At 43.1% G+C, this 26280-nt stretch carries 20 protein-coding genes and 1 tRNA gene; 15 read left to right on the top strand and 6 right to left on the bottom strand.

Annotated features, from left to right (window positions below):
- The first annotated feature begins 157 nt into the window (after window positions 1-157).
- The 3 genes from F0228_RS14860 to gltS all read left to right on the top strand — a co-directional run bounded on the left by F0228_RS14860 (window position 158) and on the right by gltS (window position 2348).
- On the top strand, window positions 158-607 hold the full coding sequence (locus F0228_RS14860) for an L-alanine exporter AlaE (RefSeq protein WP_050651514.1): 450 nt from the start codon (window positions 158-160) through the stop codon (window positions 605-607).
- Between the two features lie 180 nt (window positions 608-787).
- Window positions 788-878: transfer RNA gene (locus F0228_RS14855), tRNA-Ser, on the top strand.
- 255 nt (window positions 879-1133) lie between these two features.
- Window positions 1134-2348 carry a sodium/glutamate symporter gene (gene gltS / locus F0228_RS14850; RefSeq protein ID WP_171730686.1) on the top strand — a complete coding sequence of 405 codons (1215 nt, stop codon included), beginning with the start codon at window positions 1134-1136 and terminating at the stop codon, window positions 2346-2348.
- A 78-nt stretch (window positions 2349-2426) separates the two neighbouring features.
- On the opposite strand, the gene F0228_RS14845 is transcribed toward gltS, so the two are convergent.
- Both F0228_RS14845 and F0228_RS14840 read right to left on the bottom strand, forming a co-directional pair.
- Window positions 2427-3179 (bottom strand): DeoR/GlpR family DNA-binding transcription regulator, encoded by a 753-nt coding sequence (locus tag F0228_RS14845; protein ID WP_171730685.1) that lies wholly within the window; start codon window positions 3177-3179, stop codon window positions 2427-2429.
- Window positions 3180-3188: 9 nt separating this feature from the next.
- The gene (locus tag F0228_RS14840; RefSeq protein ID WP_171730684.1) at window positions 3189-3893 is read right to left on the bottom strand and encodes a glycerophosphodiester phosphodiesterase family protein; all 705 of its coding nucleotides are present in this window, start codon (window positions 3891-3893) and stop codon (window positions 3189-3191) included.
- A gap of 273 nt (window positions 3894-4166) precedes the next feature.
- Here F0228_RS14840 and F0228_RS14835 point away from each other — a divergent pair, with 273 nt between their 5' ends.
- From F0228_RS14835 to F0228_RS14815, 5 genes are all read left to right on the top strand, one after another.
- On the top strand, window positions 4167-5180 hold the full coding sequence (locus tag F0228_RS14835; RefSeq protein ID WP_171762398.1) for a C4-dicarboxylate TRAP transporter substrate-binding protein: 1014 nt from the start codon (window positions 4167-4169) through the stop codon (window positions 5178-5180).
- A gap of 103 nt (window positions 5181-5283) precedes the next feature.
- A complete protein-coding gene (locus tag F0228_RS14830; RefSeq protein WP_050653984.1) occupies window positions 5284-5748 on the top strand; it encodes a TRAP transporter small permease in 465 nt (154 codons plus the stop codon).
- Between the two features lie 9 nt (window positions 5749-5757).
- Complete coding sequence (locus F0228_RS14825) at window positions 5758-7041, top strand: TRAP transporter large permease (protein ID WP_004741611.1); 1284 nt, start codon at window positions 5758-5760, stop codon at window positions 7039-7041.
- Between the two features lie 35 nt (window positions 7042-7076).
- Window positions 7077-7862 (top strand): HAD-IIB family hydrolase, encoded by a 786-nt coding sequence (locus tag F0228_RS14820; protein WP_171730682.1) that lies wholly within the window; start codon window positions 7077-7079, stop codon window positions 7860-7862.
- A 259-nt stretch (window positions 7863-8121) separates the two neighbouring features.
- A complete protein-coding gene (locus F0228_RS14815) occupies window positions 8122-9048 on the top strand; it encodes a LysR family transcriptional regulator (protein ID WP_171730681.1) in 927 nt (308 codons plus the stop codon).
- A gap of 130 nt (window positions 9049-9178) precedes the next feature.
- Here F0228_RS14815 and bcsG read toward each other — a convergent pair whose 3' ends face one another.
- From bcsG to bcsE, 3 genes are read right to left on the bottom strand one after another with little or no spacing between them, the layout of a single operon-like run.
- Window positions 9179-10804, bottom strand: a complete 1626-nt coding sequence (bcsG, locus tag F0228_RS14810) for a cellulose biosynthesis protein BcsG (protein ID WP_116871854.1) — start codon at window positions 10802-10804, stop codon at window positions 9179-9181.
- Window positions 10804-10980 (bottom strand): hypothetical protein, encoded by a 177-nt coding sequence (locus tag F0228_RS14805; RefSeq protein ID WP_008219898.1) that lies wholly within the window; start codon window positions 10978-10980, stop codon window positions 10804-10806. Before F0228_RS14805 ends, bcsG begins: the two co-directional genes overlap by 1 nt.
- Window positions 10977-12560, bottom strand: coding sequence for a cellulose biosynthesis protein BcsE (gene bcsE, locus F0228_RS14800; RefSeq protein WP_116871855.1), 1584 nt, complete (start codon window positions 12558-12560; stop codon window positions 10977-10979). The genes F0228_RS14805 and bcsE overlap by 4 nt, the downstream gene beginning before the upstream one ends.
- A gap of 473 nt (window positions 12561-13033) precedes the next feature.
- Between bcsE and F0228_RS14795 the strand changes: the two genes are divergently transcribed.
- From F0228_RS14795 to F0228_RS14765, 7 genes are all read left to right on the top strand, one after another.
- Entirely contained in the window at window positions 13034-13231 is a 198-nt protein-coding gene (locus F0228_RS14795) for a hypothetical protein (protein ID WP_032498488.1), read from the top strand.
- Window positions 13228-14010 (top strand): cellulose biosynthesis protein BcsQ, encoded by a 783-nt coding sequence (gene bcsQ, locus F0228_RS14790; RefSeq protein WP_081090338.1) that lies wholly within the window; start codon window positions 13228-13230, stop codon window positions 14008-14010. Before F0228_RS14795 ends, bcsQ begins: the two co-directional genes overlap by 4 nt.
- Window positions 14011-14013: 3 nt before the next feature.
- Window positions 14014-16650: a UDP-forming cellulose synthase catalytic subunit gene (gene bcsA, locus F0228_RS14785; RefSeq protein ID WP_116871856.1), complete on the top strand. Its 2637-nt coding sequence runs from the start codon at window positions 14014-14016 to the stop codon at window positions 16648-16650.
- Window positions 16637-18931, top strand: a complete 2295-nt coding sequence (gene bcsB, locus F0228_RS14780; protein ID WP_116871857.1) for a cellulose biosynthesis cyclic di-GMP-binding regulatory protein BcsB — start codon at window positions 16637-16639, stop codon at window positions 18929-18931. Before bcsA ends, bcsB begins: the two co-directional genes overlap by 14 nt.
- Entirely contained in the window at window positions 18928-20037 is a 1110-nt protein-coding gene (gene bcsZ / locus F0228_RS14775; RefSeq protein ID WP_171730679.1) for a cellulose synthase complex periplasmic endoglucanase BcsZ, read from the top strand. Before bcsB ends, bcsZ begins: the two co-directional genes overlap by 4 nt.
- Complete coding sequence (locus F0228_RS14770; protein WP_171762397.1) at window positions 20028-23816, top strand: cellulose synthase subunit BcsC-related outer membrane protein; 3789 nt, start codon at window positions 20028-20030, stop codon at window positions 23814-23816. The genes bcsZ and F0228_RS14770 overlap by 10 nt, the downstream gene beginning before the upstream one ends.
- Before the next feature lie 270 nt (window positions 23817-24086).
- Window positions 24087-25340: a D-amino acid dehydrogenase gene (locus F0228_RS14765; RefSeq protein ID WP_171730677.1), complete on the top strand. Its 1254-nt coding sequence runs from the start codon at window positions 24087-24089 to the stop codon at window positions 25338-25340.
- Window positions 25341-25443: 103 nt separating this feature from the next.
- Here F0228_RS14765 and F0228_RS14760 read toward each other — a convergent pair whose 3' ends face one another.
- Window positions 25444-26223 (bottom strand): ABC transporter substrate-binding protein, encoded by a 780-nt coding sequence (locus F0228_RS14760; RefSeq protein WP_061032842.1) that lies wholly within the window; start codon window positions 26221-26223, stop codon window positions 25444-25446.
- Window positions 26224-26280: the final 57 nt, after the last annotated feature.

Genomic DNA, 26280 nt, shown 5'->3' with positions numbered 1-26280 from the left:
TTTGGTTGTTAATTTACAACTTGATTTTTAATTTGAAATATATGACTGCTAATCTTGTGTTTTAATAGCGACATTATCTGGTGGGGTGCGAAAGTGCCTTGTTTATATGTTGCTAAATCACTAAATAGGTAGTGATATATTTTAGGTTTAACGCTCAATGAAGTCTCGTGGTCCATTTTGTATTCGTAACGCAGCGGCGGATACATTTGCTATGGTAGTTTTCTGTTTTATCTCCGGCATGATCGTAGAAGTGTTCATCTCTGGTATGACGTTCGAGCAATCTCTTGCTTCTCGAACGCTGTCGATTCCGGTAAATATTGCCATTGCATGGCCTTATGGCGTGTTCCGTGATTGGTTCTTGCGTAATGGTGCAAAGCTTTCACAAAGCTCGTTGATGAAAAACTTGTCTGATTTGATGGCATACGTTTTATTCCAGTCTCCTGTGTATGCGGGTATTTTGTTGGCAGTGGGGGCTTCAGGCGACCAGATCGTTACGGCTGTCACCAGTAATGCCGTTATCTCGTGCGGCATGGGCGTACTTTACGGCTACTTCCTCGATATGTGTCGTAAGTGGTTTAGAGTTCCAGGCTACTGTCAGCAAGCTTAAGAAAAGCAACAAGCTCAAGAATAGCGATAGCATCAAATTTGGTTTGTTTTTGATCTAATGAGTTAATTTGTAATCGAACAAACTTAAAAAGGCACTTTTTTTGATAATGCCCCTTGACCAAAGCAAGCAGAATCAATAAAGTAGCGCCTCGTTGAGTGACGCGCTCAACACACAATTTGTGGAAGGATGGCTGAGTGGCTTAAGGCGCTCGCCTGGAAAGCGAGTATACGTTTATAGCGTATCTGGGGTTCAAATCCCCATCCTTCCACCACTATTCAAAACCCTAGCAGAAATGCTGGGGTTTTCTCGTTTTTGGGTGCCCAAATTTTTATCCCCTTCTTCTTTTCGAAACATTCCTTTCTCAAATCCTTTTTGTGTTCGTCACTCCCACTGTTTATGTTGAAGCATTTTGATCCAGATTAGCGATTGATGTCACCGATAAACGCTTGATTTATCGCTGTGGATCTACAAGATTAAGAGTAAGCAACATTATGAATAACCTTAACTCTTAGGAATCTACCGCATCATGACAGAAACCCTCGTTTCTCCAATGCTCTCCTTTACTATAGCGATCTCATTACTGTTTATTGGTAAAGGCTTAATCGAGCGCTCTGAAGTATTAAGGAAGTATTCACTACCAGAGCCAGTTATTGGTGGCTTTGTTTGTGCCGCTACCGTCGCTGCGCTTTACTATCTCTTTGAAATCCAGATCACTTTTAGCCTCGATGTCAGAGACTTTCTGCTTCTCTACTTTTTTGCTGGTATTGGGCTACAAGCGGACATCAAGACGCTGGTAAAAGGTGGGCGGCCGCTGTTTATCTTGCTCTGTTTGGCGTCGACTTTTATCGTTCTTCAAAACGCGGTGGGTATGGCTGTCGCATCGGGTTTTGGTATGGATGCGAAAGCGGGCTTGTTGTCAGGCTCAATTAGCTTGATTGGCGGTGTTGGTACAACTCTAGCTTGGGCGCCAATGTTTGTAGAAGAGTTTGGTATTTCTAACGCGCTGGAACTTGGTGTAGCGTCCAACACGGTGGGTTTGATCGCGGCGTGTGTCATTGGTGGCCCGATTGCCAACTACCTTCTCAATAAACATAAAGTGAGCCCTTCAAATGAAGAAGAGGTGACCGTTGGTGCATACCAAGAGAGTGAAACAAAAATTGAGCTTAGTCACTACGGCGTTCTGTGGGCATGGTTGATTTTAAACCTGACGCTCATGCTGGGTTACAGCTTGAGTGAAGTTATCGACTCAATGGGTCTAAAGCTGCCGTTATTCGTGAGCTGTTTAATTGCGGGGATCTTAATCGGAAACGTTGGTCGGGCTTTGTTCAAGAAGCGTCGCACACAAGAAAAAATTGCCCAAGGTCGTAAAGGGTTGGCAATGATCTCTGATATCTGTCTGGGCATGTTTTTAACCATGGCATTGATGGGGCTGCGTATCTGGGACCTTGATGGGTTGTTTGGTTACATCTCAGTGATCATGAGTATCCAGATTCTACTTTCACTGCTGTTTACTATCTTTGTGGTTTATTACTTGATGGGAAGAAACTACGACTCAGTGGTGATATGTTCTGGCTTCGGAGGCATCACTTTAGGCTCGACTGCAACAGCGATTGTAAACATGACAGCCGTGACTCACCGCTATGGTGCAAGTCCACAAGCCTTTATCGTGGTGCCATTGGTATGTGGCTTCTTCGTCGATTTGATCAACGCGCTAGTGATCAGTTTCTTTGTTGGGATGTAGTATTTCTCCCGTCTGTCTTGCTGAATAAAATAAGCCTAGCGTTGAAGCTAGGCTTTTTTCTATCTATGTTTTTCATCTTTATTGGTGTGCTTCGTCTTCGACCAAATGTATGTTCAATTCCGATGGCAGCTGAGTGTTGTTGGTGTAGATGCGGTCAAAATCATTCAGTGACGCTACCTTTAGAGCAGCAAAGCGGCCCCATTTACTGGCATCCGCGACAAGCCAGCTTTCGCGGCTGTTTTTTATGATTGACTTGGATAGGTCAGCCTCAACTTGCTCATGCTCCATAGCGAAATGACTGTCTGTTACTGAGCCACACCCACAGATGCCGATGTCTGCTTCAAAGTCGGAAAAGAAGTGGACCACGCTACTTCCCACCATGTCTTGATGCTCTCGTCGGAACAAGCCACCCGCCAAATACACTTCAATCTGCTCATTTGCCTCAAGGATGCGAGCCACCTGAAGGTTATTAGTGATCACTCTTAGCGCTGGCTTTGCCAATAAGTACTGTGCGATTCGAGTGACGGTGGTACCAATGCCCATCATAACCGTTGAGCCTTCAGGTATCGCATCGGCAACTGCGATAGCAATACTGTCTTTTGTTTCTGACTCAACGCCAGCGCGGAATCGATAACTCGTGTTCGTGAGCGTAGTAGGTAGGCTCACGCCTCCGTGCACTCTACGCGCTAGACCTTGCTCACACAGGTGGTTTACGTCACGGCGAATGGTTTGAGTAGTGACAGAAAACAACTCGGCTAAGTGGTCAATCTGAATATCTTGGTTTGCTTTAAGCGTTGCGAGTATTTCTTTCTGGCGATGGTTCAGTTCCATAGAAGCCCACTAAAATTGGTTTGGTACGTCAGTGATGATGTTATCGACACCTAGGTTGAAATATTTAGCCGCCAATTTTGGATCGTTCAGAGTCCATATTTTAAGAACTGCGCCTGAAGCTTTGATCGCTTTGGCCGTTTTCTCGTCAAGAATTCGGTGGTCGATATGAATGCTGTAAAGGTCGAGTGATTTAAGTGACTCGAGGCTGAAATCGTTCCACACTTCGCAGATAAAACCACGTTTAACCTCTGGCTTCATCTCTTGGCAAAGACTTAGCGCCTCTTTTTTGAAGCTTGAGATGAGCAGTTTTTCAATAGGGAACTGCTTTTGCTCAATCAGTGCGATCACTGTTTCAACTAGAGGCTGAATAGCCTTATCGTCATAAATTTTGATCTCAAGGTTCAGAGTTACGTCAAGTTCTAGACACTTGTCGAACGCTTCACTCAAAGTAGGAATCGTTGTCCCCGCGAATTCGCTACCAAACCAACTACCAGCATCTAAGGTCTTGAGTGTAGTTAAGTCTAAATCGGCGATATTGCCCGTTCCGTTAGTACAACGATTGATTGTCTTGTCATGAAAAACCATAGGGATGCCATCAGCGCTCAACTGGGTATCAATTTCAATCCATTTAGCACCAGCTTTCGCTGCGTGTTCAATACTCACTAACGTATTTTCAGGTGCTAAAGAAGCGGCACCGCGGTGGCCTGTGATCATAATTCAATCTCGATGTTCATTTGAAAACTCAGGAAACAGTAGCTCTACTTTATTACAGATTTATTAACTCTCCACCATATTGCGCTGTTTTAAATGAGAACTAGTTAAAAAGAGTTGGATAGAGTTTGTACAATAGTGAGACCTTATACTCACTATGTTCAAATCACTAAGATAAATGTTCATATGAATGTAATAATTCACTCACATACTCTACGAAAACTTAATAACACCCTCTATATTTAGAAAACGATAGCCACATAAAGGTGATTAAAAATGAAAAAGCTATTAGGTACAGTAATTATGGCGGCAACGCTGCTTGTTGGTTGTGGTGAAGCTGACAAGGCTGGTTCTGAAGCTAAAGACGAGCCGATCAATATCAACATGAGCCTTGTGTTCACTCAAAATGAGCTGCTTACACAAGAGCTAATTAAAGCGACCGACAAAATTCGAGAAAGAACCGATGGCTCGGTAAACATTAAGGTCTTCCCTGGGGGCCAATTACCTATTTACAAAGATAACTTGGAACAAGTGGTTAACGGTGCAAACTGGATTGCGGTAGAGGATTTGACTTATCTAGGTGATTACGTGCCTGACTTCGCGGCACTGGCAGGTCCAATGCTATACAACACCTACGATGAATACTTAGCGATGATGGACACTGATTTCGTCACTGGCCTTAAAGCTAAAGCGGAAGAGAAGGGCATCAAAGTATTGAACGCAGACTACATGTTTGGCTTCCGCCACATGATCACCAATAAAGACATCGTTAACTCGGATGACATGAAAGGCATGCGTATTCGTGTTCCACAAAGTCAGCTTTTCATTAGCACACTTTCAGCAATGGGCGCAGCTCCAGCTTCTCTTCCATTCCCTGAGACCTATGCAGGTGTTCAACAAGGCGTTGTTGACGGTCTTGAAGGTTCTATCCTGACAATGTACTCAACCAAGATCTACGAAGTGGCTAAGAACATGTCTTTGACTAAGCACTTCCTTGGCACTGTGGGTATCTACATTTCACCAACGCTTTGGGACAAATTTACGCCAGAGCAACAACAGATCATCAACGAAGAGCTAGAGGCTGGTGCTGAATCTAACACTGCTGAGCTAGTTAAACTGGATGTTGAATATACTCAGAAACTTGAAGAGTTAGGTGTTACTTTCAATGAAGTGAATTCTGAAGAGTTCAACCAGTTGACGGCAGATGTGTACAACCAGTTCCCAAGCTGGAGTGAAGGCATACACGCGACGATCATGAAAGAGCTAGAAACGATCCGAGCTGCACAGTAGTTCTGCATAAATTAATTAGTTAATGATTACGGCCTAAATATTCTTAGGCCGTTTTATTCCTGAAATACCCACGTTGTATTAGGTATTTCGCTGGAGAAGTCTTTTGTTTTTATTGAAAAATATTGAAGAAATCCTCGCTTCTATCGCTATTTCGATCACCGTTTTGGTTGTTATCGTTAACGTCGTCTTGCGTTATGGGTTTGGCTTTGTTGTCCCGTGGAGTGAAGAGCTGTCGGTTATTTGCTTCATTTGGGCTGTCTACTTAGGGATTAGCTCCTGTTACAAACACAAGCTTCACATGGGTGTGGATGTGGTGGTTGCCATGTTGCCAGAAAAAGCAAAAATCCCATTTAGATTGTGTGTTTCCGTTTTCCTACTGGCTCTGAACATTTTAATGGCAGTTCTGAGTTATCAATATCTCATGCTATCTAACAAGGTAACGCCGGTCATGGGCGTATCATATTTTGTTATCAATGGCGTGTTGTTGCTTTGTTTCTCATTGATGGCGATCCACACCGTTCGATTTATCGCGAACGATGTCGCTTCTCTAAAGTGCTCTTCTAAGTAGGTACGATTCATGGAAAGCTATCTTCCAATCCTTATTCTGTTTGTTCTGTTTCTTTTGAACATCCCCATCGCGTTTTCTTTGATTGCATCGGCGATGGTTTACTTTCTTTTTATCAATGACTCTATTCCGGTGAGCTTGGTGATGCAGCGCTTTATTAGTTCTGCTGAGTCTTTTCCGTTGTTGGCCATTCCGTTCTTTATCATGGTGGGTTCGGTGATGAACTATGCGGGGATCAGTAAGAGCTTACTCGCCTTTGCCGATTCAATGATTGGTCATAAAACCGGTGGTCTTGCTCAAGTGAATGTGGCATTGAGTACTCTTATGGGGGGTATTTCTGGATCTGCAAACGCGGATGCGGCGATGCAGTCGAAGATTCTCGCTCCCGAGATGACTAAGCGTGGTTATGACTTGCCATTCACCGCCGCTGTAACCGCTGCGTCATCAAGTATCAGCCCTGTGATTCCACCGGGTATTAACCTAATCATTTTTGCTTTATTAGCGAACGTTTCGGTCCATCAAATGTTTATAGCGGGTTACGTTCCCGCATTTTTGATGGCGCTGTCGCTGATGGTGACGATCGCGTTCATCGCGCGTAAACGCCGTTACAAACCGTCACGCTCTGAGCCAGCTTCTGCCAAAGAGCGTTTTCACTACTTCTTGAAAGCGATTCCGGCACTGTTGATCCCATTTGGCATTATTTTAGGCATGCGTTTTGGCTTGTTCACGCCTACTGAAGCGGGCGCGATCGCAGTATTACTTTGCGCGATTATTGGCATCTTCGTTTATCGTCAACTGGGTTTGCGCCATATCCCACTGATCATGCGTGAAACAGTGCAGGGCACCAGTAGTGTTATGTTCATCATTATCGGTGCCATGGTGTTTGGGTATTACATGACGCTAGAGCAGATCCCACACAATGTTGCTTCGGCTTTGATTGAGCTTACCGACAATAAGTTAGTCTTGCTGTTGTTGATTAACGTGCTGCTGTTAGTAGTCGGCATGTTCATCGAAGGTGGCGCTGCAATGATCATACTCACGCCATTGTTGCTGCCTGCTGTGCTTAACCTAGGCGTTAACCCGGTTCACTTCGGTATTATCGTGATTGTGAATATCATGATTGGTGGTGTGACTCCGCCATTTGGCTCGATGATGTTTACGGTTTGCTCGATTTTAAAAGTTCGTATGGTCGACTTCGTAAGAGAAGTGGCTCCGTTGTTGCTAGCACTACTCACGGTTCTGATGTTGCTGACTTTCTCTGAAAGCTTAGTGATGTTTTTGCCGAATTTGCTTTAACACTGTTTAGTGATTGATTATTTAGAGGTGTAGAAATGAATTCGGTATCGAATGAATTGAACCAAAATTGGAAAAAGATAGATTGGGTGTTAACCGATGTGGATGACACCTTAACGTGGCAAGGTCAATTGCCGCCTGAAACCTTGATCGCTTTAAGTAAGCTCCGAGATTCGGGCAAGAAAGTGGTTGCGGTAACGGGGGCTTGTGCAGGTTGGTGTGATCATATTGCTCAGCTGTGGCCTGTTGATGCGGTTCTCGGCGAGAATGGCGCTTTCATTATGGAAAAGAAAAACGGTTATCTGACATTGCGCTCAGATATTCCTTTGCCAGAAGTCAGTGCTAATCAGAGCAAACTGAAACAACAAGTCTTAGCTATTTTGAGTGATTATCCAGAGCTCAGTTTAACGCTCGATCAGTCGTACCGCTTATGTGAAGTTGCGATAGACATAGGTCAGAACCGTCCCAAAGTCGACGATGCGATTATTGAAGAGATAGTCTCTAAGATTCATGCGCTAGGTGCACATGCTACAGCAAGCTCTATTCACATTAATGCTTGGTATGGTGAGCACTCTAAGAAAGCAACATCGACCGCTTTTCTCAAAGAGAAGGGGCTGTCTGACCAAGAAATAGTTGAGCGTAGTTGCTATGTCGGTGACTCGATGAACGATCAATACATGTTTGAAATTTTGCCGAACAGTGTCGGTGTCGCCAATATTCAGTATTACTGGGAACGACTAGAGCATCACCCATCAGTGGTGATGAGCAAACCCGGCGGATACGGTTTCTCAGAGTTTGTCGATAAGCTACTTGCTTTAAAATAGCGACTGGTTATCGGCTTAAAACAGCCGATAGTGAACATCAAACACAGCTCTTTTCTTCGTTGGATTCAGCTGTGTTTTTGTTTTATTAGAGGCGAATAAATACTTCTCCTATATGGCATCTAACGCTCTTCAAGCGCTTGTGTTGGTGACTCAGCCCACAACTTGCAAACTTGTTCTGTCGGTATCTCAATTCCTAGATGGGCAAATGAGAGATTTATGAGAGGCTTGCTTTGTGCCAGTCGAATCACAAGGAAGTTGCATGCATCACTTTAATCTCCGTGCGCTTGAGTATCTGAATGCGTTATCAAAATATGGGTCGCTACGTAAGGCATCTAAGATGATGAACGTTGACCCTGCAGCAATGAGTAGGATGCTGACACAGCTCGAAGCACAAGCAGAAATGAAGGTGTGGGAACGCAATAATCGTCAATCACTGCTGACTGAGGCGGGCAACGAATTATTGAACTATTACCGCTCCATCGTTCGCAGTGAAACGGCGGTGCTGGCTCGCCTAACTAAGCTGAAAAACCTTAAAGGAGGCAATGTCAGCATCGCGATTGGGGAAGGGTTTATCACAAATTTGGTTTCTAAACCTATGCAGACTTTCATGGCTCGTTACCCTGATATCAATTTATCGATTGAAATTGCGGGCGCGTTGGATGCCGTAAAAATGTTGGAAGATCAACAGATTGACTTCGCGATTACCTATGCGTCTGCACCTCACCCTAAACTGCATTCACATGTCGAGCGTAGCCACCCTCTAGAGCTTATCGCTCCAAAAGGGCATGTACTAACGACCCAACCAGCACCAGTGACATTGCAAGATATTAGAGAGGCTTCTATTGCTTTGATCGACAACTCGACAGGTATGGGGAGGTTAGTAAAGCAGGCTGAACAAAACTCTCATCTCACCTTGCAACCTAAGCTTCAAACTAACTCGGTTACCGCACTCACTAACTTTGTTTCGGCAGGCCTAGGTGTAACCTTTATGCCTAAGCTCACCGTGCTTGATGAGATCAAATCGGGACAAATTGAAGTGGTTGCGACTGAGTTAGGCACCTTCTCTAAAGCGACGGTGAAAGTTCAATCTCTTAAAGGCCGAGCACTGTCATTGCAAGCCGAAACCTTTTTAGACTTTCTCATCGAGAACGCCGCATTCTTAAGTCATGATGCTCATAATATCTAGGTCGAGGTACGCTGGTGCACATTTAGGTTAAGCAATTCGATAACTGGTAGGTATTAAAAAGCCAGTGATTGATTCACTGGCTTGTATCTTAATCGTCCTATTTTTTGTAATGATAGAGCCCGGTTAACCACTACTTATTTGGATATTCAATCCAACTAGATCCATCTAATGTTACGTAATATTTGCCATCGACTTCAATTACTGTTGAGCCAGAATTTTGGGCGACGAGGCGTGTTTCTGGCAAGTTTTGAGTTAGTTTCTTTGGACTGAACTGTGTATCACTGTAGATATCTTCCTCTAGAATATTGGATACTAATTGCGAGAGTGCTAGGTAGCTTGAAGGAGCTGTGACATGTATTGTCTCTCCGTCACGTTTGATATTTTCCCCGAAAAGCTTAATGCCTACTGGAGTATGCACGATACCAGGGGCTGGTATTTCTCTCATACCTTGTATTTGCATTCTATCGCCACGCATACCTGCTCCGTGTTCAGGTACTAGAGCAACAACAATATTACGTTTTGATGCTTCAAGCTGTTTGAAAAAATCATAAAGATCGTCAAGCAGGTTTTTCAAACGCTTTTTATAACTGATCATTGACGTACTGGACTTAGAATTTATGATTCGATTGCCATCATGTAGTGAGATCGAGTTATACAACGCTACGACTTTTTCATCACTGCTGTTTAGCCTTTGTTGTAGCCAGTTATCTAGGACTTGTTTGTCTCGGAATATTGAAGAGCCGTCAAATGACTTTTGGTAAGGCTTAAAGCCATCCTGAGGCATGAGTTCTGCTGCTATGTCACCATCCTTTTTAATTAGTTCAAGGAAGCTGTCAAAGACACCGTTATGGTTCATTAATAGGTTTTCTTCGAAGCCTAGGTTTTTGAGATTATCAAACAAGTAACATTGGTTTGAAGGTGCTGATGCGAACAGCTGGCTGTGTTCTTGTTGACCACAACTCGCTCTTAATAGACGAATAACAGCAGGGCCACTGTATGATGTGCCGGCACTAAAGTTGTCGAACATGATGTCGAATTCTTTAAACAGCGGGTGATCTGCTAACCCTGCAATCTCGATGTCGTCCCACGCGACTGAGCAAATACTTAAAAATAGTAGGTCAAAGGGGGCTGATGCTTGGCTGCTTTGACTAAAATCGACAGAACGAGACGCTTCATTCTCGAAAAAATTTGTAGTCATTTTATTCAGGGATTGGTCATTTATTTCAGTTATTTGTGGTTGCGACGGCGTTGGCAGGGTTGACTCATTTTTTTGTGTTAAGTCATTGCTAACAACCTGAACTGAAGGTTCAGGACTGTCTGGTAGGCTGACATAAAGCATCGCGATAACGACAAAGACCGAGATACGTAGAAATCTACTTAGGATGTAGTAACCTGCACATAGCGTAAATAAGCCTAGCAGTGCTTCAACTGAAACAAACCGCCCTATCAGCTCAATAAGATATCCAATCTCAAACTGTGCGAGTTGTCCTACTTGCGCCCAAAGCCTATCCAGCGGCGGAAGGTAAGAGTCATAATGCAGTAACCAAGCAGCTATCACAACCGCGATAAGATGGCGAGCTACATTGATTGGTTTTAGTGTCACGGGAAGTAATATAAATAGTAATAAAGCGAAGTTTTCAATTGGGTGGAAGTCAATCGTCCCTTGAACGAAAAGAGCCACTTTTGCGATAAAATAGATGTTCCACCAACCCAAACTTAGGTTTGAAAGAATGGAATCCTTAAGATGTGGTTTCATTATTTTAGCTTCTTATTTTTAGTGATAGTGGCATCTTGTTCGAAATACCGTGAACGTGTGAAGTGACGTTGATAAACACGTATACTAAATTCCACAGCATCACGAAGAAAGTAACCGAGTAGCCCCCCAATTAAGGCGCTGATAGTTGCCGTGAGTAGAAAGTCATTAATGTTCATATGGTTCCCTTTGAGGCGATAACTTTTTTTATTGCAAATAGGGGGGTGACGTCTGTTACGGGGTGAGTAGCCTCTGAAAAAATCTTTTCTTCTGTCGTTAATTGTGACACTTCAGATGAGATTGTGGCCTGATCTTTTATGATGTATTGCAATTCTGCTTCGATATCATGTTGAGTGTCATAAGTTTGAACCGTATAAAACAGATCGCGAATAGGAAACTCGAAAACGTTACTCAGTGCAACGTTGATGTCGTTGTGGCGGATCGCACTAAAAAGGATATAAAGAGCATTATTACATGCAGTGACAACATCGCCATCCCTACGGATATGGCAGAGACGTAGGCACTCTTCAGCCGTCATTCCAGGTAACAAACTAAGCTTGATTAGCGCAAACCTAACATTGGAGCGTGATGACATAGCAATCAACTCACCACAATAGTCTTTAAACTCAGTGTTTAGCATATAACCTTTATTTCCGAACTTTAGGTCATACTTGAGGAGAGACTCGATATTCTTCGGTAATGGGCGAGTGGATAACTGGCCTTGTATTGCCTCGACTTGTGTCATAAAGCGCATGTGAGGAAGTTGAACAGGACAGATCAAATTAACTCCTGCGCGAAGTAGAAACTTTTCGTCTGTGTATCTTAGGCACTGCTCAGTCTCGCGAATAACTATTTTTAATTGGTTCCCCGCTTTAGCACGTAACCTAAAGCAGTCAATAGCTAACTGCCTAACTTCTTTCTGATTGTTGCAACTAAAGATAACGGTTGAAGCTCTTGGACTATCGAGCATCTTTAGTAGCGTTTGGTTGTCATTCGCTACATGTACGCTTTTGGGAACCTTAACGCCCTCACCCAAAACTTCTTTGCTCACATAGATTCGATCGTTGTCCGCTTTATCTTCGATTATGTCTAGCGAGCTTAGGTTCTGGTTTAAGGTAGCCTCTAATTGACCGTTACTTGAACTCGTAAGAATAAATTCACTATCAGACTTAACACCATGTTTATTGCACCAAAAATCAACAAGGTAGTTATAACTAGACTCATCGATTGGAGTCATAGTTGCAAGCCCTGCGATGTAGCGGTTATTAGTGAGCAATTTTGGTTTTAATATTGACGTTGCAAGGTTGCCGTAAATACATAAATTGATGGATAAGTGCTTTTTATGAGCAATACTTTGTATATTGTATAGAAATTTATCAATTTCTTTGTCATCACAGTGAGCGAGCAAGCTGTCATGAATAAATAAAATATAAGTAGAATGGCTTTTTATATTGATATTGTGAATATCAAGTGACAGTGAAATTGGATTGATTGTTTTTTTCGACTGATGGCTATTAACAAAATACATTTTTTCTAATGATTTTTTTGCTAAGTGATTGATTTTTGATATTGCTTCTTCAGTGAGCCCTGTCAAAAAAGTTTCTTTGTCAGTAAATATTGTAAGTGAAGTGTTATCTTTGTTTTTTAATAAGTTGAATAAGGAATCGATTGCTAGTCTTTTGTGTGTGAATAAATTGACGTATACAGATTCATATTCTCTTTCACTGGTCGTTGCCGGTAGTCCATGAATCGAGTGCATAAAATTCCTTAGTTTCATGTGGTTAAGTTTTTTGATAGCTAGCATATAACACAGAGCATTATGCGTTGAAGCTTTAGAACTGAGTTGTGACAATAAAATGACGCGGATATCTTAATCAAGTTTGATCGAAAATTAAAATAGATATATTATAATTTTTCAGATGACTATGTGTTATACGATAAATCATAGTCAGTTTAAATAAATGTTTCCATGTCATTGATTTTAAATATAGATGTTTCGTAAGTAGTTACAACTTGTCTTTATGTTGCTAATTCCTTATTACCTAAGAAGACACCATTTATTGAACGAAAGTAGTGTGAGTCAAGATTTCATTGCTCATATGTACATCCTATTCATGTTCTGCGCATAGGTTCGTGCGTTAAATAGTTATCAGCGTAATGTATACAGGTTAAAGGAATTGACAGGAACGTCTTTGCCTCTGTGTTTTTGTGCTTTTATTTTGGAAAGATCTAGTGGCTGAACCAGCAAAAGACATTAATTCGATCTACGCTTCATATAATCTAACTCAACATCAGTACATTGAAATGACAGAGAATGAGTCTTATACACAAGCTAAAAGTAAGTGGTTAATATTTCAATCAAAGCAAGTACGCACTACTGATAAATTGGTCGGTAAGAGACAGGCAGGTATAGAAACGGAAGCGATATGAAGCGCCTTCTTTTTGCTAGCTTACGTGGTGGTTGTGGATCTACGACCATCACAGCAAACCTTTCGCAGGCTTTAGTGAAAATCAATAAGCAGGTATTAGCGATAGACGCTTCACCTGAGAACCTTTTAGGGCTCCATTTAGGTCTTCCATATGAAGAGAATGACGGGTGGGCAGTAAGAACGCTGAATCGACTAAACTTGTTTGACGCGGGCTATCAGAGCCCACAAGGTGCTATGTTTCTTCCCTTCGGGAAGTTATCTTTCGACCAGCACTTTGAATTTGAAAAAAACAAAGAGCAACACCTTAACTCGTTAGTAGAAACGACTTTAAATACCCGCGAAGATAAGGGCGAACAGTGGCAATTATTTCATGCAGCGCTATCAGACCTAAACAATCTAGCGGTCCACGGCACTATTGATGCAATAGACATGGTATTTATTGCCGTTACGGCCGATGCCGTTAGCTACAGCGCGCTTCAGTCATGGATTCAAAGCTGTCCTTTCTTCGATGAGTTATTAGAGAGGAATAAACTACGACTTGTCATCAACCATTATCAACCAGAAACCGAAGTTGGTCGTGACTTCATGCTTGTATTGAAGAAAGAATTTGGTTCGATACTAGTGCCAGTATTACTCCACCGTGATACCGCTCTGTTAGATTGTGTTGCTAACCTTACTACGGTTCAGCACTTTTCTCCGTTTAGTCAAGCTGCTAAGGACTTTCAATCCTTGGCTTTTTGGTGTGTTTCAACGTTTTCATCTCATTATTCTCAAGGCTAACTAATGCGTAGCCTGAATTTGATTTTCCAACCTTGGATAGCTGAGCAATTTAAGTCTCAAACGAGAACTTACGAGAAGTACAAGAACTGCAATAGTACAAGAGTTGGCAGGATGCTTTTGTCGATATGGTTTTCTTTCTGTTTTGTTCTTTTGAAACCTAAAATAGCAGGGGTTGCCACATGGAAGCTGCCTCTGTATTTGTACCCACATATAAACTTTGCTGCTCCAAGGCTGTTTGATTCTGTTCGATTTATGGTTCAAACGCTGTGGCTAGCTTTTTTTAAGCAAACCCCTTGTAAATTCTTGTCTAAGAAAGTGGTTAAAATCGTCAATGACACATTTAACTTACTGAAAAATTTATTTTATATACCGTTCTCTCAAATATCTAAATTGGTCGCCTGGCTCGAGAAGGCTGCGGATCAAACCAACGGATCCGAAATACGTGAACGGATGAAAGAAAGCAAATTGGTTATGTTGTTGAACTACATACTACTTTTCTTGGTCGTTTTTATTGCGTTGCTTTGTTTTACTGTCCCTTTTGGCTATCAGGCTCAAACTGTATTTATATTGTTGCTTTGGGGGTTGGCAATGATGGTGCGTCGTATGCCGGGGCGCTTCCCCACTATGTTGCTGATTATTCTTTCAGTGACGGCTTCGTGTCGTTATCTGTGGTGGCGTTACTCATCGACTTTAAATTGGGATGATCCGATTGCTCTTTTTTTGGGGAGTATTTTACTTTTGGCAGAAACTTACTCTTGGATTGTGCTTTTACTCGGCTATTTTCAGAATATATGGCCTTTGAGTCGCAAACCAATCTCTATGCCCAAAGATGAATCGAGTTGGCCAACAATCGATCTGATGATTCCCACTTACAATGAAGATTTGGATGTTGTTAAAGCGACAGTATATGCGTCGCTTGGTGTTGACTGGCCAAAAGATAAATTGAACATTCATATTCTTGACGATGGTAAGCGTGATAGTTTCCGAGACTTTGCGAAAAGTGTCGGAGTTAATTATATCCGTCGCCCGACTAATGAGCATGCCAAAGCGGGCAACATCAATTACGCGTTGAAGCAAACCCATGGTGAATATGTCGCTATTTTCGATTGTGACCATATTCCGACGAGAGCTTTTTTTCAGCTGACCATGGGAATGTTTCTTAAAGATCCCAAGCTTGCGTTGATACAAACGCCGCACCATTTCTTTTCTCCGGACCCGTTTGAGCGCAACTTATCGAATTTTCGAAATGTGCCTAATGAAGGGAGTTTGTTTTATGGCTTGATTCAAGACGGTAATGATCTTTGGGACGCGACTTTTTTCTGTGGTTCTTGTGCTGTACTAAGGCGTGAGCCGTTAGAAGAAGTTGGTGGTATTGCTGTCGAAACGGTGACAGAAGATGCGCATACCTCTCTCAGGATGCACCGCCTTGGTTATCGTTCGGCGTATTTAAAGCAGCCAATTTCAGCAGGCTTAGCGACCGAAACGTTATCGGCACACGTTGGACAACGTATTCGATGGGCTAGAGGTATGGCTCAGATATTCCGGGTAGATAATCCTCTGATAGGGAAAGGGCTTAAGTTGTCACAGCGGCTTTGTTATCTAAACGCGATGATGCACTTTTTATCCGGTATCCCAAGGATTGTGTTTTTAGTAGCTCCACTCGCGTTTTTAATTTTACATTCGTATGTTATTTACGCTCCGGCACTTGCCATTATTCTCTATGTGTTACCGCATATGATACATGCAAGTATGACTAACTCCCGAATGCAGGGTGACCATCGTTACTCATTTTGGGGGGAGGTCTACGAAACAGTGTTAGCTTGGTACATCGCAAGGCCAACGACTGTAGCACTTTTTGCTCCACACAAAGGCACTTTTAATGTTACAGCCAAAGGTGGATTAGTTGAGAATTCTCATTACGACTGGGTGATCTCAAGGCCGTATTTAGTTCTCGTTGCTCTAAATATTTTAGGGGCTGGTGTTGGTTTCTATCGCTTGGGCTGGGGACCAAATGATGAGATTGGTACTGTTATCGTTAACTTGATCTGGACCCTGTACAATTTGTTGATACTGGGTGCAGCGGTTGCTGTAGCGGTTGAGGCGAAGCAAGTACGTAAGGATCACCGAGTCGAAGTATCTATGCCAATTTGGGTTAAGCTTCGTACAGGGCATTTAATTCAGGCAGAAATGAAGGATTTTTCTTTAGGTGGGATTCGAGTCGTGATCAACGATGCTGATGAAAAAACTTGTGAGCGGTTACTTGGTCAATGTTTAGACGTTGTACTCAAACGTGGGGGACAAGAATTCGTTTTCCCTATGACTGTTGCTTATGCATCTAAAGGCATTTTTGGGCTTCGACTGGAGGAGTTGTCTCACCAACAGCAAGTTCAATATGTCCAATGTACATTTGCTCGAGCTGATACATGGGCCAAATGGCAGCAAGGATATCAGTCAGATAAACCTTTATCGAGTATGCGAGCAGTACTCCAGGTTGGTTTTAACGGCTATAAACGCTTATTGAAACACAGTCCTAACTTTATAAGAGTTACCGCGGACTTATTTTTACAGAGCTTCATATTTATTTGGTCGTTAAGACCACGCTATGTCCCAATCAGGACCCAAAGTCATGCTAATCAATAAAACAATAACGGCGTTGACAGCACTTTCTATCGCGTGCTTGTCGAGTAATGTCGCCGCAAACAATACAAGTAAATATCAACCAGAAGAGTCTGCAGAAGCGTTGTTGAGCCGGAGCGAAAGCGCTGAAGTAGTGCAACGTGTCATTCCATTTAGTCAACTGGGCTATAACGGTTCGATTGCGATCCAAGGAAGTGAGGCAAGCGCTTATGTTGGGTTTGGCTCACGTCTTGATGAGGTCGTTTCAAAGGCGACTTTATATTTTGATATCACCCCATCTCCAGCACTTCTATCTTTGGTTTCTCACGTAAAAGTGTATTTGAATAATGAATTGATGGGGGTGACGTCCATTGTTGATGGGCAGCAAGGGCAAAAGCTGAATTTATCGATGCCATTAGATACGCGTTATTTTAGCAATTATAATCAAATACGCTTTGAGCTGATTGGCAACACGAAAACAGATTGCGCAAATCCCAATGATTCGAGTATTTGGGCTGAGATTAGTCAAAGTAGTCGAATTGAAATGTCTGTTCAGAAAACATTGATCAAGAGTGATTTGAGCTTATTGCCAGCCCCATTTTTTGATGTTCGCGATTTTAATAAGTTGGATCTGCCCGTTGTTTTAGGTGACCAATATAGCCTTGACGATATTAAAGCGGCGGGCGTGCTCAGTTCATATTTTGGCGCGTTGGCTGGTTGGCGTGGGGCAAATTTTCCTTTGAGTTTTGATACTTTGCCAGATCGTAATGCAGTAGTTTTTGTTACGAATGACAATAAACCCAACTTTTTACGAGATTTCCCTGATACAGATGGTCCTTATCTACAAGTGATCACTCACCCTACGGATCCTTATGTAAAACTTCTTTTAGTCGTTGGCCGTGATAGCGACGACTTAAACACGGCAGTCCAAGGGTTAGCATTAGGTCATCAAGTCTTGACGGGGCCGATCGCGAAGGTTAACGATGTTAAACAGATCAAACCACGAGTTCCTTATGATTCGCCAAACTGGGTTAGTACAGATCGCCCTGTAGCTTTGTCTGAGCTTGTTGAGCAGAAAAGTGTGCTTCAAGTTGAAGGTCGTACGCCTCCGCCAATTAGTGTCAGCCTACGCTTACCACCGGATCTGTTTACTTGGCAGAGCCGTGGTATACCGATGGATTTAAACTATCGTTACTCTCCGCCAACCGATGATCACTCTGGGTCTCGTTTGACGTTAAGCATTAATGACCAGTTCATTCAAGCCTTTAACTTAACAACAGAAGGGCAGGGTGGCGATTCCAATCGTGTAAGGGTCCCATTGCTTGATGACAGTTTTTTAAGTTCGGGTGATCGAGTAAGAATCCCCGCATTTAAGGTTGGTAGTAAGAACCAAATCGACTTTGAGTTTGGCTTTGCTTCTGTAACTGATGGACAGTGTCAAGTGACACAACCTAGTAAGCAATACGCGGTGGTTGATGGCGATTCAACTATCGATTTTAGCGGTTTCCCTCATTACATTGAAATGCCTAATATGCGTGCATTTGCGACTTCGGGTTTTCCATACACAAGGATGGCAGATCTGTCGGAAACAGCGATTATTTTGCCAAAGGACGCACCAAGAGAAGCATTACAAACTTTTCTCAATATTATGGGGTCTTTAGGCAGCGACTCTGGTTACCCGGGTCTTCAGGTTATGCTAACCGATAATTGGGATAGTGAGTCTTTGGCAGATAAAGACATACTAAGTATTGGTGTTGCTAGTGAGCTTCAACAAGCAGGCTATGCTCCAGAGCAGTTGAATATTGTTATGGAAGCTGGAGAGCGTCAAATCCGATTGCCAAGTAAAAATGAGGAACAACTTGGCATGAACTGGATGAGTCCTTCGAATACAGAGCAAGATGCAACCGACTATGTTTCAGTAGAAGCTCATGGTTCATTCGCCGCAATTTATGGGATGGAATCGCCATTTACAAGCAATCGTAGCTTAGTGTCAATTATGGCAGCACAACCGTCTGATTTTGCTGCTATAGACAGTGCGTTAAGCGATTCAGGTAAAGTCCAACACATGTTTGGTTCGCTTATTACGGTCAGAAATGACGAGGTTGCAAGTTACAATGTAGGTGCCCATTACTACGTTGGCGAGCTACCAGTCTGGCAGTTGATTTGGTATCACTTTTCGAGTCATCCGATTCTTATTGCCTGCTTTGCTGCGTTGATGATGGTTATTGTAACCATCGTGTTATGGCGAGTATTACGTCAAATCGCGGCTCAGCGCTTAGAAAAAACAGAGGGGGATGAACAATGAAGAAGTTAATGTTTTTGTTGTCGCTCTTATTGTCTCCTCAGCTTATGGCTGCGACATGTGAGTGGCCTCAATGGAGCAATTTCAAATCAATATACATTGAGAATGGGAGAGTAATTGATGGCAGTGATGAACGTTTGATCACGACGTCTGAAGGTCAGTCTTATGCTTTGTTTTTTGCGTTGGTAGCTAACGACCAGCAGACATTTGATCAAGTATTGAAATGGACACAAGCGAACCTAGCTGGTGGTGATTTAACGGCTAGGTTACCTGCGTGGTTGTGGGGAAAAAGACTTGATGGGCAGTTTGGCATACTCGATACAAACCCAGCTTCAGATTCTGATTTGTGGATTGCTTATGCGCTGAGTGAAGCAGGACGTTTATGGAATAACTATTACTATCAGTCATTAGGGCATCTTTTAGCCGCTCGTATATTGAGAGAAGAGTCGGTTGATGTAGCAGGTGTTGGGACGACTTTGCTTCCAGCTCCAAAAGGCTTTGATCTTGGTAAAGGTAGCTATCGTTTGAACCCTAGCTACGTTCCTTTACAGTTGATCGCTCGGATGAAAGAGCTCTATCCACAATACTCGTGGGATTCAATGTACCAATCGAGTACTTTGATACTTGGTCAAACATTGACTGCGGGTTTTAGTCCTGATTGGGTAACTTTGAATGGCAAAGGATTTAGTGAAGACAAAGTCACAGGGCCAATTGGGAGCTATAACGCAATTCGAACATACTTGTGGGTCGGTATGCTCAATGAAAAAAATAAAGAGAAAGAACATTTAGTTAAGAAAATGGGGCCGTTTGCTACCGCTATTGAGCGGTTAGGCGCGCCCCCACGTGAGGTCCATACAAAAACAGGTAAGTATTCTCAACCCGGTAGCGCCGGCTTTTCAGCTGCCGCGTTACCTTTACTTGCTTCAATGGATTATTCCAATCTTCTTGAGGCACAGGTTACTCGCGCTCAAAATCAACTGGTGACGAGCAGGAACGATCATTATTACGACAATGTGTTGAGTTTATTTGGTCTTGGTTGGTACAACGAACGCTTCAGATTTGGCGAGTATGGTGAGTTGCAACCGGCATGGGGCAAGCAATGTCAGTAAGGGTAGGTTCTTATTGGTTAGCTCCCGTTATTGTAGCGAGTAGTATTTGTTCTGCTGGCACAGCACTGGCGGTTGGCGTTGATTCGACACCTCTATCTGAGGCGGAACGTGAGTTGGTATATCAACCAGTTCAGTTGGTTCAGCTATCTTCTTCTCTTGAACGAGTTGATTCTGTGGATTGGCTAATCAAACAGCTAAAACTTGCAGACGCAATTGGTCGTGACGATATTGTAGAAAGTACTCTACAAAGGCTGTTTGCTATTGAAAGAGCTAACTTGTCCGGGCTTTATTATCAGGGAACTATGTTCTTGAAACGTAAGCAGCCTGAATTGGCAGAGCAAAGCTACGAACGCTTAAAAGACATTGCTCCTAACGCTCCACAAACCCAGTCTTTGTCTTCGATAATGGCAATTCAAGGTGAAAAGCGAGCTGATTATCAACGAGCAAGGTTATTGGCTAAATCAGGTCGCTATGTAGAAGCCATCGAAGCTTATCGAACTGTTTTTCCTAACGGGATGCCTTCTGCTGCGCTTGAACTTGAGTACTTGCAACTTCAAGCCAACCTAGATGATAACTGGGATAAAGTGAAGGTTGGGCTTGAACGTCTTAATGCTGATTACCCGGGTGTTCCTCAATTTCAGCTTGCATTGGCAAACCATATACGAAAAGTAGACCCGGGTGACCCTTGGATTTTGGATACGTATCGAGAACTGGCGTTGGCTCCTATTGTAGGAACGAGTGCTGCGACTTCTTGGTTAAGAGCTTTAGATCAATTACCTATTTCAAAGCAAGTGACGGAGCAATATGCAGTCCTCGCGAGTTATTACCCTTCAGACTTAGAGATTCAAAAAGCAAATCAATCGGCTAGGAAGCGTTGGATCCAAGAGCAAGAGCTACGTAAAGACCCTACTTACCTTGCAAAGCTAAAAGGGTTAGGGCTGCTTGAACTGGGGAAAACTGAACAAGCAGAGGCGCAGTTGCGTTATGCCATTACCACGCGTCCCAATGACCCGGAGATTTTAGGTGGGATGGGGAAGGTGTACCTGCGAAAGGGGCAACAACAAAAAGCACTTGAATATTTCAAGCAAGCCCAATTATTGGATAAGAATCCAGATACTTCTTCTAAATGGACCACGTTGGTTGAAACGTCTCAGTATTGGGCATATTTAGATCGGGGAGATCACCAGTTAGCTAAAGGAGAACTTGAAGAAGCTGAACGTTTATACCGTAAGGCGATAGCGCTAGATAATACACAGCCATATGCTTTTGTCGCTTTAGGTGCTCTCTTCCTTGAGGAAAAAAAGTACTCGTTGGCAGACAAGGCTTACTCGCAGGCTTTGTCGCTTGATTCGCTGAATGGTTCGGCATTGCGTGGAAGACTTGACGTTGAGGTTTATCAAGGGAATTGGCATGAAGCTAGAGAAGTGGCTAACCAATACTCACCAGCTCAGAAGCTAGTGGTTGAAGAAAAAATTAGTAGTATTGATTCTGAGATTATTCTGAGTCGCTTAAGAGACGCCATTGCTAATAATGATGACAAGGCGATGGCTGAATCTGTCGAAGCGCTAATCAAATTAAATCCGGACTCTCCTTGGCTTAGGTTAGATATTGCAGGCGTTGTGCGTTCTATGGGGAATAAATCTCGTGCAGATCAATTTATGGAAGGTTGGGCGAAAGATACCTCAGATCCTGAGATGAAGTTCGCTTATGCGCTGTACCTTGCACAGAGCTTTAGAGTTGACCAAGCTATTGCTGAACTAGAAAGTGTTCCACTACAAGATATAACCGCCTCCATGCAGCGAAACCTTACCCGCTTAAGGTTAGACTCTGAACTTCAGGGTATAGAAATACGTTACCAGGAATCGCCTAAATCGGTCTCAAAAGAATTACTGAGTCTAGAAGCTCAATATCAAAGTCAGATTCAACCACTATCTCGTATTGCTAGCGCTTGGGTTGATGTTGGTGAAACCGAGGAGGCGGATAGGATTTACAGGAGCATTGATTCGTCTTCATTTCTCTCTACTGATGAGCAGCTTGCTTACGGTGAGTTGATGGTTAGTTTGAATAAATTTGAAGATTTTGATGCTTGGTTTAATGAATTGGCTCCGAGTTTTGATGAGCAAGAGTTTACTGCATCAGAATTTATACAGTTCGACGAACTCAGAACTCGACGTATTTTGTCTGAGGCTGACTTAATGCTAGAAAGTGAAAACTTAGATCGTTCTTTAGCGCTTTACAGTAGAGTACTGTCAGAGCCCGAACCTTACAAAACTCGGGCTGAAATTGGCATGCTGCGTGCTAGTGCTATGAGTGGAGATTTATCTGTCTATGACCAATATCGCCCGATTTTAATCAAAAAGGCTGGCGTGTTATCGGCATCGCAGTTGATGACAACGGCGACTGTATTTAATCAACAAGGTAATGTGCAGGATGCAAATCAGCTCAATGCGTTACTAGATACTAAGGCAGATGCGGGCGCGCTTGAATACCGAGACGGAATGGCAATTGCGATGGAAAATCGCCAGTGGGTACTAGCGGAAGAGAGAGCCTATCAAGCATTGAACAGCGACCGAATAGAAAAAACGAGTCAACAAGGCACTTTAGAAACGCTAACTCCGTCGCTACGAGATTTGTACAATGAAAGTGATGATTATTGGTTAACACGAAATGTAAAATCGGATTTAGATGCGTTACATGATCGTAGTGATGGTCACATTATTGTTGGTTGGGATTACAGTGCTCGGGATGGACAAAATCAATCAAATCAAATACCGATTGAAGCTAGATTGCCTATTGAAGAGTGGGAAGGCCACCTGTTGCTTAGAGCTGATTATGTGTCAATAGATTCAGGTGCCCTTGAGTATTATGACAAATCAACGAATCAAGACGTTACCTCGTTTCAAAATAGCGCATCGGGCATGGCTTTGGGTATTGGTTGGCAAGCTAAGAATTGGGGCGCTGATATAGGCACTACACCTGTCGGCTTTGATCATACGACGTGGGTTGGTGGTGTTAGTGTGAGTGGTGACTTAGGGCAGTTCGGCTGGAGTGCGGTTGCTTCTCGCCGTCCAGAAACAAGTAGCACACTCTCTTATGCGGGCATGTCAGTTCCCAAGTACTCGTTGCCGTCTCCTGAAATGCCTGACCCGGAGGGAATTAAATGGGGAGGTGTTGTAAGAACGGGAGTTAAATTCAATACGAGTTGGGATATTGGAGGGCCTTATGGTTTTTGGAGTAGCCTTCAGTACCATACGCTTACGGGAGAAAGTGTTGAGGATAACAATCGACTTGGTGTTCTTGGTGGGGCTTATTACAAGTTGATTTCTAACGATCACGAGCGTTTGAGTATTGGAACAAACCTGATTTATCTTGGGTATGATAAAAACCTGGGTGAGTACTCGCTTGGCCATGGCGGCTATTATAGTCCCCAAAGTTATCTGTCGGTTTCGTTACCGGTTAATTATTACGGTCGATACGGTAACACTTGGTCATATTTATTAAGCGGGTCTATTTCCAATTCATGGACACAAGAAGATGCCCCTTATTTAAGTGAAAATGGCGTAAGTGATTCCGGTGGAGGCTTTGGGTCATCTTTCCAAGCTGCAGTAGAAAAACGGGTGAGTAAGCGTTGGTATTTAGGGGCTTTGTTAGATTTACAGCGCTCTGAATTTTATACACCAAACCATTTTATGTTGTATGCAAAATATACATTCAATGACCGTTGGCAACCTATTGAGTTTCCTCCTGCAACGCCAATCCTCTACAGTGATTTTTACTAGAAACCAAGACTAAACAATCCCAAAGCGGCTCAAGAGAGTCGCTTTTGTATTTTCTGCAAATAAACCTTCACTGATTATTAAGCTGCTTTATAACCTCTCCAACATCACACTTCTAAACTCATTCTACGGATTTACGATCAAATTGACTTTTTATCAACACAATATGGATTGTTGAGTCAACACTTGCTGAATAAGTTACAAATTATTAACGAAGGTAGTTTGAAACAGGCAGTAATGCTCGGCAGATTTGGTCGGGCGTAGGGGAAGAGAATGGAAGTAATTGTAATTGGCAGCGGTGTGATTGGCTTGACCAGTGCTTGGTATCTGGCGAAAGAGGGCCACTCGGTGACGGTTATCGACCGCCAAGATAGCAGTGGTAAAGAGACCAGTTTTGCGAATGCCGGGCAAATTTCTTACGGTTATTCATCGCCATGGGCGGCGCCGGGTATTCCTTTGAAAGCGATGAAATGGCTCACCCAAGAGCATGCTCCCTTGAAAGTGAAGCCGTCACTTTCCCCTGATTTAGTTTCTTGGGCGACTAAGATGCTCGCCAATTGTAACGAAGCTAAATACGCCGTGAATAAGTCACGGATGTTGAGAGTGGCAAACTACAGCCGAGACTGTCTAACCCACCTTCGAACCAGTGAAAATTTGGCATACGAGGGCAGGCAGAAAGGTACCCTGCAGGTATTCAGAAGCGAGAAACAACTGGATGCGATTCAGCAGGATATGAAGCTACTAACAGAAAGCGGCATCGAGCACTCGTTGTTTGGTGTGGAGCAGTGTCTGTCGGTGGAACCGGGATTAGCTGACGTGAAAGACAAGCTGGTGGGCGGTTTATATTTACCGGATGATGAAACCGGTGATTGTCATCAATTCTGTTTAGCTCTGACTGAGAAAGCCAAGGCGCTAGGCGTTCAGTTCGTGTTTGATACTGAAGTGGTGAGTTTGAATCATCATAACCAAACTATAGAGAGCATTACGACAACTCAAGGTGAATTTAGAGCGGACGCTTATGTGGTGGCTTCGGGAAGCTACTCTCGTGAACTGCTCAAGCAAGTGGATTTATCGATTCCTGTATATCCCGTGAAGGGCTACTCCCTGACATTGCCGATCGTGAGTGCGGACAAGTCACCAACATCAACCGTTATGGATGAAACCTATAAGGTAGCGATGACGCGTTTCGATGACCGAATTCGTATAGCAGGGACGGCAGAGCTTGCTGGTTTCAATTATCTAATTCCTGAAAAGCGCAAAGCGACGATTGATATGGTGATTAAAGACCTGTTCCCGCAGGCTGGGGACTTCTCTAAAGCAGAATACTGGACTGGGTTAAGGCCAATGACGCCAGATGGTACGCCTATCATCGGCAAGACGCCAATCAAGAATCTGTTTACCAATACTGGTCATGGGACGTTGGGCTGGACGATGGCGTGTGGTTCAGGAAAGTTGTTAGCGAGTGTGGTTAGTGGCTCAAATAGCGATATTCAATCAGACGACTTGAGTATTCATCGTTATATGTAAAGGCAAGTTGTTAGTTATATTACCTATGACTTGAAGAAATCGGCATTAGGAGCATAAGCGGATGCTCCTAATGTCGTGATTCTAGGTGCTGGTTTTATGATAATCACGAGATGAATTGAGACTTAAATGACCTTAGCTCTGGCGGTAGTTCCTGATTTACGAGGTTAATAGCTTGACGGTGTTCTAATCCAATGGAGCTCACGACGTCCCCAAAATGTTGGTTAAACAACAAATCAAACTTACCACTGAGCATGTGTTCTTGCAGTTTGTCATCCAGTAATTGAGCTAGTTGTGTTTTGTCTGGGTGGACATAGAAGACCAGTGGGAGAGGGTAATAAAGCACAATACTTTTTTCTATGACTAACCCATCCAGGGAATTGGTATGTTCTTGGTATATGCTTTCTACTTCATTGGCACCGAGTGACACATAATCACATTTATTATCTGAAAGCAGTTTAAGAATCTCTGGTAAGCTTCCTTGCTCTAGTACTCGATATCCATTTGCTCTAAACAGCTCAGCATCAGCCCATGTGGCAGGAATTCCAGCGATAAGTGATTTCAGTTTATTGCTGTTGATATTATGGAATGTGGGTTGATCTTGTTCCCTAATTATTAGGATACGGTGCCCTAGTAAGCCTTTACAAATTGGAGAGTTGAGTTTGATTGTAGGCTTATCCGAAAATTTACGGTTTCCCGCCACCGTGACGAGTACATCATAACTCTTGCGGAATATATTTCCTTCATCCTCAGCCCTTGGAAAGTCAGTATTATCGCTGTGAACGACAATAGGTTCGTTCGGATCCCAATTCAACAAGCTATGAATTAGCTCCAACTCATAGTGCTGTCTTTTACCTGATTTATTGCCATTCCAAAAGTTTAACATAGTTGTCCTAAGGGGGAACTTACATTTCATGACTGGTATGCTGACATAGGTTTGGTA

Source organism: Vibrio sp. 99K-1 (assembly GCF_013114585.1).
GTDB classification, from domain to species: domain Bacteria; phylum Pseudomonadota; class Gammaproteobacteria; order Enterobacterales; family Vibrionaceae; genus Vibrio; species Vibrio chagasii_B.
The sequence above is the reverse complement of the archived record's forward strand: the minus strand, read 5'-3'. Positions and strand labels throughout refer to the sequence as shown.